Annotated in this window: 11 protein-coding genes and 2 pseudogenes; 6 read left to right on the top strand and 7 right to left on the bottom strand. The window is 64.9% G+C overall.

The features are described from left to right. The first annotated feature begins 129 nt into the window (after positions 1-129). Positions 130-1055: pseudogene (locus QJT78_RS34645) on the top strand (zincin-like metallopeptidase domain-containing protein). Between the two features lie 88 nt (positions 1056-1143). Here QJT78_RS34645 and QJT78_RS34640 read toward each other — a convergent pair. Beyond that, on the bottom strand, positions 1144-1572 hold the full coding sequence (locus QJT78_RS34640; RefSeq protein WP_202801362.1) for a type II toxin-antitoxin system VapC family toxin: 429 nt from the start codon (positions 1570-1572) through the stop codon (positions 1144-1146). After that, positions 1569-1823 (bottom strand): type II toxin-antitoxin system Phd/YefM family antitoxin, encoded by a 255-nt coding sequence (locus QJT78_RS34635; RefSeq protein ID WP_028152609.1) that lies wholly within the window; start codon positions 1821-1823, stop codon positions 1569-1571. Before QJT78_RS34635 ends, QJT78_RS34640 begins: the two co-directional genes overlap by 4 nt. Positions 1824-2523: 700 nt before the next feature. Here QJT78_RS34635 and QJT78_RS34630 point away from each other — a divergent pair. The 3 genes from QJT78_RS34630 to QJT78_RS34620 all read left to right on the top strand — a co-directional run bounded on the left by QJT78_RS34630 (position 2524) and on the right by QJT78_RS34620 (position 4002). Continuing rightward, positions 2524-2841, top strand: coding sequence for a DUF736 domain-containing protein (locus tag QJT78_RS34630; RefSeq protein ID WP_027584750.1), 318 nt, complete (start codon positions 2524-2526; stop codon positions 2839-2841). Between the two features lie 300 nt (positions 2842-3141). Continuing rightward, positions 3142-3300 carry a hypothetical protein gene (locus QJT78_RS34625; protein ID WP_155252164.1) on the top strand — a complete coding sequence of 53 codons (159 nt, stop codon included), beginning with the start codon at positions 3142-3144 and terminating at the stop codon, positions 3298-3300. 519 nt (positions 3301-3819) lie between these two features. Continuing rightward, positions 3820-4002: a hypothetical protein gene (locus tag QJT78_RS34620; protein WP_028152608.1), complete on the top strand. Its 183-nt coding sequence runs from the start codon at positions 3820-3822 to the stop codon at positions 4000-4002. 89 nt (positions 4003-4091) lie between these two features. Here the strand turns inward: QJT78_RS34620 and QJT78_RS34615 are convergent, their stop codons facing one another. The 5 genes and pseudogenes from QJT78_RS34615 to traC all read right to left on the bottom strand — a co-directional run bounded on the left by QJT78_RS34615 (position 4092) and on the right by traC (position 7526). After that, positions 4092-4370: a WGR domain-containing protein gene (locus tag QJT78_RS34615; RefSeq protein WP_211434712.1), complete on the bottom strand. Its 279-nt coding sequence runs from the start codon at positions 4368-4370 to the stop codon at positions 4092-4094. A gap of 259 nt (positions 4371-4629) precedes the next feature. Next, a pseudogene (locus tag QJT78_RS34610) lies at positions 4630-4941 on the bottom strand (thermonuclease family protein); the annotation flags it as partial. Positions 4942-5100: 159 nt separating this feature from the next. Beyond that, entirely contained in the window at positions 5101-7023 is a 1923-nt protein-coding gene (gene traG / locus QJT78_RS34605; protein ID WP_028152606.1) for a Ti-type conjugative transfer system protein TraG, read from the bottom strand. Then, entirely contained in the window at positions 7010-7225 is a 216-nt protein-coding gene (locus QJT78_RS34600) for a type IV conjugative transfer system coupling protein TraD (RefSeq protein ID WP_028152605.1), read from the bottom strand. Before QJT78_RS34600 ends, traG begins: the two co-directional genes overlap by 14 nt. 4 nt (positions 7226-7229) lie before the next feature. Then, entirely contained in the window at positions 7230-7526 is a 297-nt protein-coding gene (traC, locus tag QJT78_RS34595; protein WP_028152604.1) for a conjugal transfer protein TraC, read from the bottom strand. 276 nt (positions 7527-7802) lie between these two features. Between traC and traA the strand changes: the two genes are divergently transcribed. Together traA and traF are read left to right on the top strand one after the other, a co-directional pair. After that, the gene (traA, locus tag QJT78_RS34590; protein WP_212479306.1) at positions 7803-11111 is read left to right on the top strand and encodes a Ti-type conjugative transfer relaxase TraA; all 3309 of its coding nucleotides are present in this window, start codon (positions 7803-7805) and stop codon (positions 11109-11111) included. Beyond that, a complete protein-coding gene (traF, locus tag QJT78_RS34585; RefSeq protein WP_080587024.1) occupies positions 11108-11707 on the top strand; it encodes a conjugative transfer signal peptidase TraF in 600 nt (199 codons plus the stop codon). The genes traA and traF overlap by 4 nt, the downstream gene beginning before the upstream one ends. The last annotated feature ends 30 nt before the right edge of the window (positions 11708-11737 follow it).

Here is an 11737-nt window from a genome sequence, read left to right as displayed (position 1 = left end):
ACGCCCTCCCGACGCAACGACAAAACCGTAAAGCCCCGCGTTCAGCATAACCCGGCAGGAATCCACTTAAATCCAGCGGGGCGCTGTCCAAACAACCGGGGCCAGCTCTATAGCTCGAGGTTCGACATCATGAAGAGAAAGAATGAAGGCGAGCGGGCGGATATCTACACCCGGATCACCGAGAAGATCGTCGCCGATCTGGAGAAGGGCGTGCGGCCATGGGTGCAGCCATGGCGTTCGGGCAACGCCACCGGCCGGGTGACGCGGCCGCTGCGGCATAATGGTTTGCCATACTCAGGATTGAACGTCCTGCTTTTATGGTCGGAAGCCGTGGCCCGCGGTTATACGTTGCCGATCTGGATGACGTTCAAGCAGTCCATCCAGCTTGGAGGCGCTGTCCGCAAAGGCGAAACCGGAACCATGGTGGTCTTCGCCAGCCGGTTTACGAAGACGGAGATCGGCGCGCCGGCGAGGAATTCGATCGGGAAATCGCGTTCCTGAAAGCCTACACCACCTTCAACGTCGCGCAGATCGATGGCCTACCGGATCACTATTACCAGAGGCCGGAGCCATTAGCCGATCAGCTCGAGCGCATCGAGCACGCAGAACGCTTCTTCGCCAATACCGGCGCGACGATCCGGCACGGCGGATCGAAGGCATTCTATTCTCCCGGTAGCGACACCATCGAGATGCCAGAATTGCAGAGTTTCCGAGACGCCGCGAGCTATTATGCGGTTCTCGGACATGAATGCGTCCACTATGCAGGTGCTCCGCACCGTCTGAACAGAGACCTCAGTCGTTACCACAAAGACCAGACCGAGCGAGCGCGGGAAGAGCTGATCGCCGAGCTCGGAAGCTGCTTCCTTTGTGCCGATCTCGGCATCGCGCCCGAACTCGAGCCGCGGCCGGACCATGCTTCTTACCTTGAGTCCTGGTTGCGCGTACTCAGCTCCGACCGGCGGGCGATTTTTCAGGCGGCCGCGCATGCGCAGCGCGCCGTTGCATATCTGCACAATCTCCAGCCGCGGGCGCAGACCGAGCGGGAGGCCGCGTAATGTTTCACGCTCCGATTGTGACGGAGGAAGGCAATGAGCCTTCCCCTATTCGCCTGCGCGCGTTGTCACTCGGCGCTGGCGTGCAACCTTAATCGCCATGGGTCCAGGGATTGACGATCTTGACGCCCATGGGCTCGAAATCGGCCACGTTGCGGGTCACGATCATCATTCCATGCACAAGGGCGCTGGCCGCGATGAATGCATCTCGCTCGGGGCGCGGATCGGGCACATGCAGGCGCGCGCAACGCAGCGCCACGGTTTTGTCGATCGGCACGGTTCTTTCTGCGAATTCGGGAAGAACGTAGTCGTCCATCCAGGTTCGCAAGAGGCCCCCCTGCGCCGGGTCGCGACGTTCGACCAGCAGGATGCCAAGGTCCAATTCCATCAGCGTGACAGCCGAGACGAAGAAGGATGCGGCGTCTTGCGCCGACAGCCAGGACACGACGCGTGGGTCGGCTTTTCCGCTGCCGGCTTTGCGCAGTTCCGAAACGACATTCGTGTCGAGCAGATACATCAGGAAAGATCCGCTGGCCGGGGCAGATCTTTCGACCGCGGGATCTCGAACTCGATGCTTGCAAGGCCGGGCATGGACAGGGCGGCCACGATGTTCCGGCGTCTGCCTGTGATCCGCTGATAGTCCTCGTAGCTGAGCAGTACCTGGGTCGGGCGGCCCCGGTTCGTGATGAAGACGGGGCCGTTGCGCGCGGCCTTCTGCGCCTGGTTGGCGTTCTGCTGAAACTCACGGCTGGACAAAGTTGTGATCGTCATGGCGGCATCCGTTCCAAGAATTGTTGACACATTAGAACATAGGTGCTCCCGAGGCAATTCCAACCTCTGTTGGACATGAATCGGCCCGCCAAGTCGCGGAGCCGTTCAGGTGAGACTCGTCGCGGCTGCGCGGCGCTTTCGATCATGGCTGTGTCATCCTCGCCCTTCACCTCGATGGGGGATGTGGTGTCGTGCAGCGGTCGTTGGCCGCGGGCCGCGGGTTGTCCCGTGTCGGTTTCGCCAGCGGCGTGCTGTTGGGTTCGGCAGCTGCTCGAACAGGGCCATTGCGAATTGCCGGGACCGTCCCCTTGGCCGGTCGTTCTGAAGGCGGAGCGCATCCTGACGTTGGCGCCGGAGTTCGCGTTTCGCCTGTGAGCGCCACTGTCCCTTTGCATGGACGCCATGGACGCGGGGTCATGGTGATGCCTTTCCTGCGGGCGTGCCGGCCCATCTGCGGGCTCGATGAGGCATGTCTGACCGGAGACCGGCTTCGCCTCGATCGGCTTTCCGCAACGGCGCCTGCCGATTTTCTGACCCCTGCCGGCTGCGCCGACATTCCTCGCCAACTAACAAAATCGCCAGTTGCCGTCCTCCATTGCATTGCGGCCTCTGCGAGGTGCGGTCCGATCGTCCCCGGACTTTCCGACAGCCATCGAGACCGCGATGGGCGCGGTCCGAACACAAGGAAAGGCGAAATACCATGGCGACCATCGGCTCCTTCACCAGCAACGGCAACGGCGGATTCACCGGTTCAATCCGCACCCTCACCCTCAACGTCAAGGCCCAGTTCCGCCGTATCGAGAACCCCTCCGACAAGGGCCCGCACTTTCGCGTCTTCGCGGCCGCTAATGTCGAGCTCGGCGCGGCCTGGCAACGCGTCGCGCAGGAAACCGGCCGGGACTACCTCTCGGTCAAACTCGACGACCCGAGCTTCCCGGCTCCCATCTACGCCACCCTGGTCGAGGTGGAAGGCGAGGAAGGCCTCCAGTTGATCTGGTCTCGGCCGAACCGGGACTGAGGTCCCGCCCAACCGGCCCCGCCACCCCGGCGGGGCCGTTCCTATGTCTGGACCGGTGGGCGGCTGTCCGCGTTCGGTCCTATCGGAACCCGGCTGCAGGCATCGAGCCCGCATCCGGGTTTTCCAGAACAGGCGGGAGTGTGGTGATGTCTGCTCGGTCCGCTTGAGGGTGCCATGCCGGCCCGAAGGCCTCAAGGACGGGCGGTCCCCCCGCCGCTCCGCGGCCGCTTTGCGGTCCCTGACCCCTCCGGTCCGTCATGACCGTGGTCGCCGTCTTTCACAAACAAGACGGAGACGACGATGACGATTTCCATCGAACAGCAAGTCGAAGAGCTTCGGGCCGAACTCAGGAACGCGGTGGTGCGCGCCGAGCGCCGGCAGATTGAGGCCGAACTGGCGGCGGCAATCGCCGAGCGCGATGCCATGCTGGCGGATGATGCCGACGAGCCTCCCCGCTGAGGGAGGCTTTCGCCCTGATCGAAGCACACCCGCCGGATCGACCGGCGGGATGCGCTCGCAACAGTTGCTGCCTCCGCGGTTGTGCCGTCATGAATCCCTCCGCGTTGGCGTGGCCGTTGGTCGCCATGGTCGCTCCTCCATCCCGTCTCCGTATCGGCAAATGGCGGCCGGTATTCCGAAGCGCCACGATGTCGATGTCGGTCCTGCCCGGCAGATAGGCGTAAGCACCACCGGATCGGGTGTGTGAGCAGGCCAGTTTCCGGGAGCGGCATGTGTCGGAGCGCCGTTCGAGGAAAAGGGATCGTACGGTCAGTGGCTTCGGCCGGGGCGGTGCAATCCCGCTCTTTCACGATGGCGTCCTGGTCCACCCCCGGATCTTCCACGATCAACCCGCGCGGGGTCGGCTACGCGAAGCGTGCCGCCGCTTGGCTCATGCCGGCGCGGTGATCGCGACCGGGGCCGGTCCTTCGAGGAGCCATCGAGCGGGAATTCCCCCGCTCCGGATGGAGCCTCAAGACAATGTCCGATCTCGGCCTCGCACAAAACCACGCCTTCAACCTTGCCTGCACCCTGATGGTCCCGGTCACGCTCTTCCAGGTCGACGGCGAATACGGCGTCATGCCCAGCGACGAAATCGACGAAGGTGACGGCCTCGACATCATCCACGAATATAATCCGCACGATGAACGGCCGGCTCACTGAGCCGGCTTCGCTTTCGCGGAGGCTCTGTTCCGTGGGTGCTGCCACCCAACCGGTGGGAGCCTACCGTGTCTGCGCAGACAGCGATCCGGTTACGTCGCCGCCTGCTTTCCTTTCGGATGATATCCGCGATTGCGCTTCTGGCGCAGCAGGTCGAGGAATAGCCTGACCGCTTCGTCCTCGCGCGCGAAGCTGTGCTTCATCATCTGACCTTGTGCGCCGATCCGTCCCCAGCGGCGTGTCAGGCAGATGTCGCCGAAGAGCGTCGGTTCGATGGCCATGGCGTAGAACCGGGCCATGTTCTTCGAGGCGTCGGTGCGTTCGATATAGAGCTGGTAGGGCTGCGCGATCATGACGACAGAATCCCGCATCGGAGAGTTCGCGTCCAATGAGTTTTTAGAATCAATCAGGGGCATATTGATTCATTTTTGCGAAGGGGGCTTTTGGGGGCGGGCCGCTCTGGCGAGCGGACGGCTCTATGCGCCAAGGCGCACCGAACCCGTAAAGCGGTTTCGTCCTCCGGTGACGATCCTCCCGCGGTAGGGGCACGGTCGAGAAAACCAATGATCGTAGCGTGTGCGGCGGGCTACCGCCGCGATCAATCGAGGGCGCACCATCGCGTCGCGGCTCGTTCCAGCGCCGGGCAAGACCTTCCTCGACGAGCGTCTCGCCAAGCGAACGAGCGGCGCGCGTGACCGTGCGCAGCTTGCGCCCGTACCGGTCAGTGTCGCGCCAGCCCGAGACCAATGTGAAGCCGCCGGCGTTCAGCAGGACCAGCAACCGATCGCGGGCGATTTCGCCGATCTGCTTCTCGCTTCGGCATCGCGGCGAGAAGATTTCCGGGGCGTCGATATCGGCGATCCTGATCTTGTCACCCCTGAACCAGAACGTGTCCCCGTCGACGACGCAGTTCACGTGGATCGGCCCGTCGCAGAGGGTGAAACGGACGCTCAGCCTATCGCTCCGCAGAGGCGGCGGGATGACCAACATCGCGGTTCTCGTATTGCTCCAGTATATCCGTTGGACGAGGGGAGGGGACGCCGATGGCGACCGCCAAGCCCACATTGATTGCCGTGACGGCTCCTGCAACAAGAAAGCGCGTCATGTTTTTTCTTCAGGTTGGAATCGGTTCTTTCCGACGCAAGCCCTCATGTCGTCACGCCGGAACCAGATGGCGCGGCCGCACCGGAGCGGTGCGTTGCCGGCAGTGAAGACGATCTGTTCGTCGGCGCGCATGCGCAGCACTTCGTGCGGCTGGATCAGCGGCCGCGAGGCGAGCTGCTTCGAGCGCGTCCGAGATGAACCTGACGCCTGCGACGAGCGGCTGACCTGGTCGATCTCGACCGTGGTCATGCCGCAGCGCTTCGAGATGTATTCGGCGGTTTCCGGGTCGTTCACCGCCGCGAAGGAGATCCAGCTCGCGCTCTCGAACCATTTGCTCGCCGCGTCGCGGCCGCCATAGGTTTCGCGCATCTGACCGATCGACTGGAACAACAGGAGGAGCGTGATGCCGTATTTGCGGCCGGCGTCGCGGGCGGTCTCCAGGATGCGCATGAAGCCGAGCCGCGCCACTTCGTCGAGCAGGAACAAGGCCCGTCCCGTCACCTCGCCATTGCGGTTGTAGATCGCGTTCATGAAGGCGCCGATGATGACGCGGGCGAGTCCGGCATGGGTCTCCAGCGTCTTCAGGTCGAGATTGATGAACACGTCGGTTGCGCCGCCGGCGAGATCGTCGCTGACGAAGGTTGAGCCGGACACGAGCGCGGCATAGTTCGGATAGGAAAGCCAGTGGGTTTCCTTGACGGCGTTGGCATAAACGCCGCTGAACGTCTCCGGCGTCATGTTGACGAAGACGGCGACGTTCTCCTTCACAAACTGCGATTCCGAATTGTCGTAGATCGCCTGCAGACGCGCGCGCAGCTTGGGCTCCGGTTCGGACAGATTGGCGCGGACCTGGCGAAGCGTCTGGTTCTTGTCTTCCGTATGCCCTGACAGGCAGACATCGGCGATCAGCGCGGTGACAAGCTGCAGCGCCGAGGCGCGGAAGAAATCGTCGCGCACGCCGCGTACGCCGCCGCTGTCGCTCATGATCCATGAGGCGACGGCGGCGATATCCTCCTCCTTCGTGCCGCCGAAGCGGCCGATCCAGTCGAGCGCGTTGAAGCCGGTTCCTGGCTCTCGTGGATCGAGCACATGCACGGTCCGCCCCGCCGCGCGCCGATGCTCGATCACCATCGGCGCAACCTCGTTCGACGGGTCGAGCACCACGAGCGCGCCGCCCCATTTGAGTGCGGTCGGAATCGTCACCGACGTCGTCTTGAAGCCGCCCGATCCGGCGAAAACGATACCGTGCGATGAGCCGAAGGTGGCGTCGAAGCAGAGCAGCGGCGCGCGGCCGCCGATGCCCCAGCTCTGCCGGTCCATGGCCCGGAACGGCTCAGCCGCCGCGCTGTCTTTGTCGACACGATAGCGCTCGCCAACCACGATTCCGCCGGCGTCGCTGAAGAGCCCTGCCGCTTCCGGCACCAACATCCAATCCGCATCGCCGTGCAGTGCGCGGCGGCCGCGAACGCGCTTCGGCATTGGCGCGGCGAAGGCGGCGTTGCCCTTCACCGCAACGCGCAGCGCGAAGATGCCGGCCATCAGCGCGATACCCGCTCCGACCATGATCGCTGGGTCGATCTGCACCGGCGGTGATCGGCCATGTACGGCGTTCGCCAGAATTGCAGAGAGGCGGATCGCTTCGCGCGCGGCAGCCATGGAAATCGCCGCCGCGCATCCCGCGACGACGCTCCATGCCGCGGTACGGATGTTCGCGGAGCCTGCGGCGGCGAACAGGAAGACGACGCCGATCGCCGCTGCCACGATGTAAGGCATGGCAATCCCGGCGCGGGCGACCAGGAGGCGCTGCGCCTCCGTCTTGCCGAGGCCGGCGAGACTATGCTCGATGCCGGTCAATCCAATGACCGTGCCGAGCATCAGCGCCACCGGCACGATCAGCAGAAGGAGCCTACTCGCCGTCACGGCCGAACGCCTCCACCCCGATCGCGGCAAGCCGAGCCCGCTCGGCTTCGTCGGTTCTCAGCCGACGGCGAAGTTCGATCAGCGCGCCGAGCAGGACCGCGCGCTTCTCGTAGCGTAGTCCCGCCTTTGCGATCAGGCCGCCGAGCTCGATCTTCTCGCGCGTGTCCTTCTTGCGGGCCTCGGAGGATGATGCCTGGCGCATGCGCTCATACCTCGCCAGCGCCATTCGCATGCGCGCCAGACGCGACCTTCGCGGCAGGGGCGCTGGCCTCGCCTCCGGCCTCGGCTCCCTTCCTTCCGGTCGCCTTCCCTGCCTTCCCGTGAAACCGGCCGGCGAGATCCTCGAACGCGGCCAGAAGCTCGCTTTCCTCGATCTCGATCTCACCGAGTCCGGCCCTGAGCGCGATGCGCCCGATCCGCTCGGCCTCGCGTGTCTCGGCCGCCTTCAACTGTTCCTGCAGGCGAGTGATTTCCTCGCGGATCTTCGACGACGGTTTCTTCATTTCCGGTTGAGCCTCCGTGCTCTGCAGCGTGCTGGACGGCACGGAGAATTTCGGAAGTCGTCCGATGGGGCGACTAATAAAAAAGCTAGTCGGCAAGGCCGACGCCGCCTGAAATCATCCCGGCCGCTCGATGAGAGCGGTCCAAGGGCGCAGTAATACGTCGCATCCGCGACGTCCTGCTTTCTCACCTGCCGGGGGGCGTCTGCCCCGGCGCGGCCCTGCCGCCGCTCCCGACGAGCATCCGTGTTCCGCCCTCGTCCGGGAGATCGCGCCGCCTTGGCCATCACGCATTTCACGCCCCAGCTCATTTCGCGCGGTTCCGGCCGCAGCGCCGTGCTGTCGGCAGCCTACCGGCACTGCGCGCGCATGGAGCATCAGGCGGAGGGGCGGACGGTCGACTATTCCGCCAAGCGAGGTCTGCGTTACGAAGAATTCCTGTTGCCGCCGGATGCCCCACAATGGGCGCGTGAGCTGATCGCCGACCGCTCGGTCGCCGGCGCCGCCGAGGCGTTCTGGAACGCAATCGAGGCTTTCGAGAAGCGGTCAGATGCCCAACTCGCCAAGGAGTTCATCATCGCCCTGCCGGTCGAACTCACCATCGATCAAAACGTCGCGCTGGTGCGGGAGTTCGTCGCAACCCAGGTGCTCGCGCGCGGACAGGTTGCCGACTGGGTTTTCCATGACGAGCCGGGCAATCCGCACATCCACCTGATGACCACTCTTCGCCCTCTCGGCGAGGACGGATTTGGGCCGAAGAAGGTGCCGGTCATCGGCCATGATGGCGCGCCCTTGCGCAACGCCGCCGGCAAGATCGTGTATCGGCTCTGGTCGGGCGAGAAGGCCGAGTTCCTCGCGCAGCGCGAAGGCTGGCTCGATCTCCAGAACAGGCATCTGGCGCTTGCCGGTCTCGACATTCGCGTCGATGGCCGTTCCTACGCCGAGCGCGGAGTCGATCTTGCCCCGACGACGCATATCGGCGTGGCGACCAAGGCGATCGATCGGAAAGGAAAGAAGGCCGGTTGGTCGCCGAAGCTCGAGCGCGTCGCGCTCCACGAGGAGCGGAAGACCGACAACCGACAGCGGATTCTGCGGCGTCCCGAAATCGTGCTCGATCTCGTCTCGCGCGAGATGAGCGTCTTCACCGAGCGTGACATCGCCAGGGTGCTGCACCGCTATGTCGACGATGCCGGAACCTTCCAGCATCTGATGGCGCGCATCCTTCAGAACCCGGAAGCGCTCCGGCTGGAGGGTGAGTGCATCGCACTTGCGACCGGCATCCGCGAGCCCGCCAAGTACACGACGCGCGAGTTGATCCGCCTCGAAGCCGAGATGGCGCATCGTGCCGTCTGGCTCGCCGGCCGATCCTCGCATGGCGTCCGGGAGAAGGTGCTGGCGGCAGCCTTCGAGCGCCATGCCCGCCTTTCGGAAGAGCAGCGTGTCGCCATCGCGCATGTCGCCAGCGTGGGGCGGATCGCCGCTGTGGTCGGGCGCGCCGGGGCCGGCAAGACCACGATGATGAAGGCCGCGCGCGAGGTGTGGGAAGCGGCCGGCTATCGTGTGGTCGGCGCTGCGCTCGCCGGCAAGGCGGCCGAAGGACTGGAGAAGGAAGCGGGTATCGCCTCGCGCACGCTGGCCTCATGGGAGCTTGCCTGGTCGAACGGGCGCGAGCAGCTCGACGACAAGACCATCTTCGTTCTCGACGAGGCCGGTATGGTGTCGTCGCGGCAGATGGCGCTGTTCGTCGAAGCGGTTGTGAAGACCGGCGCTAAACTGGCGCTCGTCGGCGACCCCGATCAGCTTCAACCGATCGAGGCCGGCGCGGCGTTCCGCGCCATCGCCGAGCGCACCGGCTATGCCGAACTCGAAACCATCTATCGCCAGCGTGAGCAATGGATGCGCGATGCCTCGCTCGATCTCGCGCGGGGCCGCGTTGCCGAGGCGCTGCAGGCTTATGGCGCGAACGGCAAGCTGGAAGCGCGCAAGTACAAGGCGCAAGCTGTCGAGGCGCTGATCGAGGACTGGAACTGGGACTATGATCCGGCGAAGTCGACGCTGATCCTTGCGCATCTTCGGCGCGATGTCCGTGTCCTCAACGAGATGGCGCGGGCGAAGCTGATCGAGCGTGGCATCGTCGAGGACGGCCATGCCTTCCGCACCGAGGACGGTCCGCGCAGCTTCGCAACCGGCGACCAGATCGTCTTCCTGAAGAATGAAGGATCGCTCGGCGTGAAGAACGGCATGATCGCCCGTGTCATCGAGGCGCGGCCGGGCTGGTTCGCGGCGATGATCGGCGAGGGTGAAGCACGGCGCCGCGTCGAGGTCGACCAGCGCTTCTATGCGAACGTCGACCACGGTTATGCGACCACGATCCACAAGAGCCAGGGCGCGACCGTCGACCGGGTGAAGGTGCTCGCCACGCTCTCGCTCGACCGGCATCTTGCCTATGTCGCGCTGACTCGCCATCGCGAGGATGTCGCTCTCTACTACGGGGCGATTTCCTTCGGGAAGGCCGGCGGGCTCACCAAGATCCTGTCGCAGAGCCGGGCGAAAGAAACCACGCTCGACTATGAGCGCGGCCCTTCCTATCGCGCCGCGCTGCGCTTTGCCGAAGCGCGCGGTCTCCATCTCATGCGCGTCGCCCGGACGCTTGTTGCCGACAAGGTCCGCTGGACCGTCCGGCAGAAGCAAAAGCTCGCCGATCTCGGTGCCCGGCTCCTCGCGCTCGGCGCCCGGCTCGGCCTCGGCGCAGCCCGGAAACAGACGATTCCCAACGGCGCAAAGGAGGCCAAGCCGATGGTCGCCGGCATCACCACATTCGCCAAATCGATCGACCAGGTTGTCGAGGACAAGCTCGCTGCCGATCCCGGCCTGAAGAAGCAATGGGAGGAAGTCTCGACGCGCTTCCGCTTCGTCTTCGCCGAGCCTGAATCTGCGTTCCGCAAGGTCGACGTCGACAGCATGCTGAAGGACAAGGCGACTGCGCAATCCACCCTGTCGAAACTCGCGGAGAAGCCCGAGAGCTTCGGTGCGCTGAAAGGCAAAACGGGCTTGCTCGCCAGCCGCGCCGACAAGCAGGACAGGCAGCGGGCGGACCTCAACGTGCCGGCGCTCGCCCGTGATCTCGAACGTTTCTTGCGCCTGCGTTCCGAGGCGGAACATCGCTACGAGGCCGAAGAGCGCGCCGCCCGGCTGAAGGTTGCTGTCGACATTCCGGCGCTGTCGCCGTCGGCGAAGCAGACCCTCGAGCGCATCCGCGACGCCATCGATCGGAACGATCTCCCGGCAGCCCTGGAGTTCGCACTCGAGGACAAGATGATCGAGGCGGAACTGGAGGGCTTTGCCCGCGCCGTCTCCGAGCGCTTCGGCGAGCGCAGCTTCGTCGGCCTCGCGGCAAAGGACACCGATGGCAAGACCTTCGAGACGCTCTCCGGCGGGATGAACGCCGCGCAGAAGGAGGGGCTCAAGGCCGCCTGGCCTGATCTCAGGACCGCGCAGCAGCTCGCCGCCCAGCAGCGGACCGCAGTGGCCTTGAAGGAAGCCAAAACACTTCGTCAGACGCAGTCGAAAGGCCTGTCGCTGCAATGATCTCGATCATCGACCGGAGAGTGGTGTCACAAGTCGCGGACGCCGCGACCGGAAAGAAAACGGCCGTTCAGCGTCGGCGAGCATCCGCGATCATGGCGGCCGGCGGCGTGGCGATGATAGCGATCGCCGGCATCGCCTGGCTCGGCGGCTTGCGCCTCAACCTGACGCCCAGCGAGCCGCTCGGGCTCTGGCGGATCGTGTCGTTCGATCGGCAAATCGCCGTCGGCGATCTCGTGTTCGTCTGCCCGCCGGCTGGGTCAATATCCGCCTTCGGCCTCGAGCGCGGATATTTTCGGCGAGGATCATGCTCTGGCGGCGCGGCGCCGCTGATCAAGACCGTCGTCGCGCTCGCGGGTGCGCGCATCGACATCGGCGCCGTGGTCATGATCGACGGCGTGCTGCTGCCCCGATCGCGCCTCAGCCCCGTCGACGGTCAGGGACGACCGCTTCCGCCTGGGGTGGGGGGTGTCGTTCCGCCCGGCAATCTCTTCCTTCACTCGCCTTTCGCAGGTTCCTATGACTCGAGGTATTTTGGGGCGGTCCCGGAGGCCGGTCTCCTCGGCCTGGCGCGGCCTATCCTCACCGTCGATCCTTGATCCCGGCGCGCCGCCTTTCTCGCCGTCGCG

The sequence above is a fragment of the Bradyrhizobium sp. Mp27 genome (genome assembly GCF_029953005.1).
Taxonomy (GTDB): Bacteria; Pseudomonadota; Alphaproteobacteria; order Rhizobiales; family Xanthobacteraceae; genus Bradyrhizobium; species Bradyrhizobium barranii.
The sequence above is the reverse complement of the archived record's forward strand: the minus strand, read 5'-3'. Positions and strand labels throughout refer to the sequence as shown.

What these genes read in the sequence shown, in the direction of transcription:
- QJT78_RS34620 (WP_028152608.1), top strand. Translation starts at nt 3,820, where the DNA reads ATGTCCGATCTCGGCCTCGCACAAAACCACGCCTTCAACCTTGCCTGC.
- QJT78_RS34630 (WP_027584750.1), top strand. Translation starts at nt 2,524, where the DNA reads ATGGCGACCATCGGCTCCTTCACCAGCAACGGCAACGGCGGATTCACC.
- QJT78_RS34600 (WP_028152605.1), bottom strand. Translation starts at nt 7,225, where the DNA reads ATGCGCCAGGCATCATCCTCCGAGGCCCGCAAGAAGGACACGCGCGAG.
- QJT78_RS34615 (WP_211434712.1), bottom strand. Translation starts at nt 4,370, where the DNA reads ATGCGGGATTCTGTCGTCATGATCGCGCAGCCCTACCAGCTCTATATC.
- QJT78_RS34625 (WP_155252164.1), top strand. Translation starts at nt 3,142, where the DNA reads ATGACGATTTCCATCGAACAGCAAGTCGAAGAGCTTCGGGCCGAACTC.
- traF (WP_080587024.1), top strand. Translation starts at nt 11,108, where the DNA reads ATGATCTCGATCATCGACCGGAGAGTGGTGTCACAAGTCGCGGACGCC.
- traC (WP_028152604.1), bottom strand. Translation starts at nt 7,526, where the DNA reads ATGAAGAAACCGTCGTCGAAGATCCGCGAGGAAATCACTCGCCTGCAG.
- QJT78_RS34635 (WP_028152609.1), bottom strand. Translation starts at nt 1,823, where the DNA reads ATGACGATCACAACTTTGTCCAGCCGTGAGTTTCAGCAGAACGCCAAC.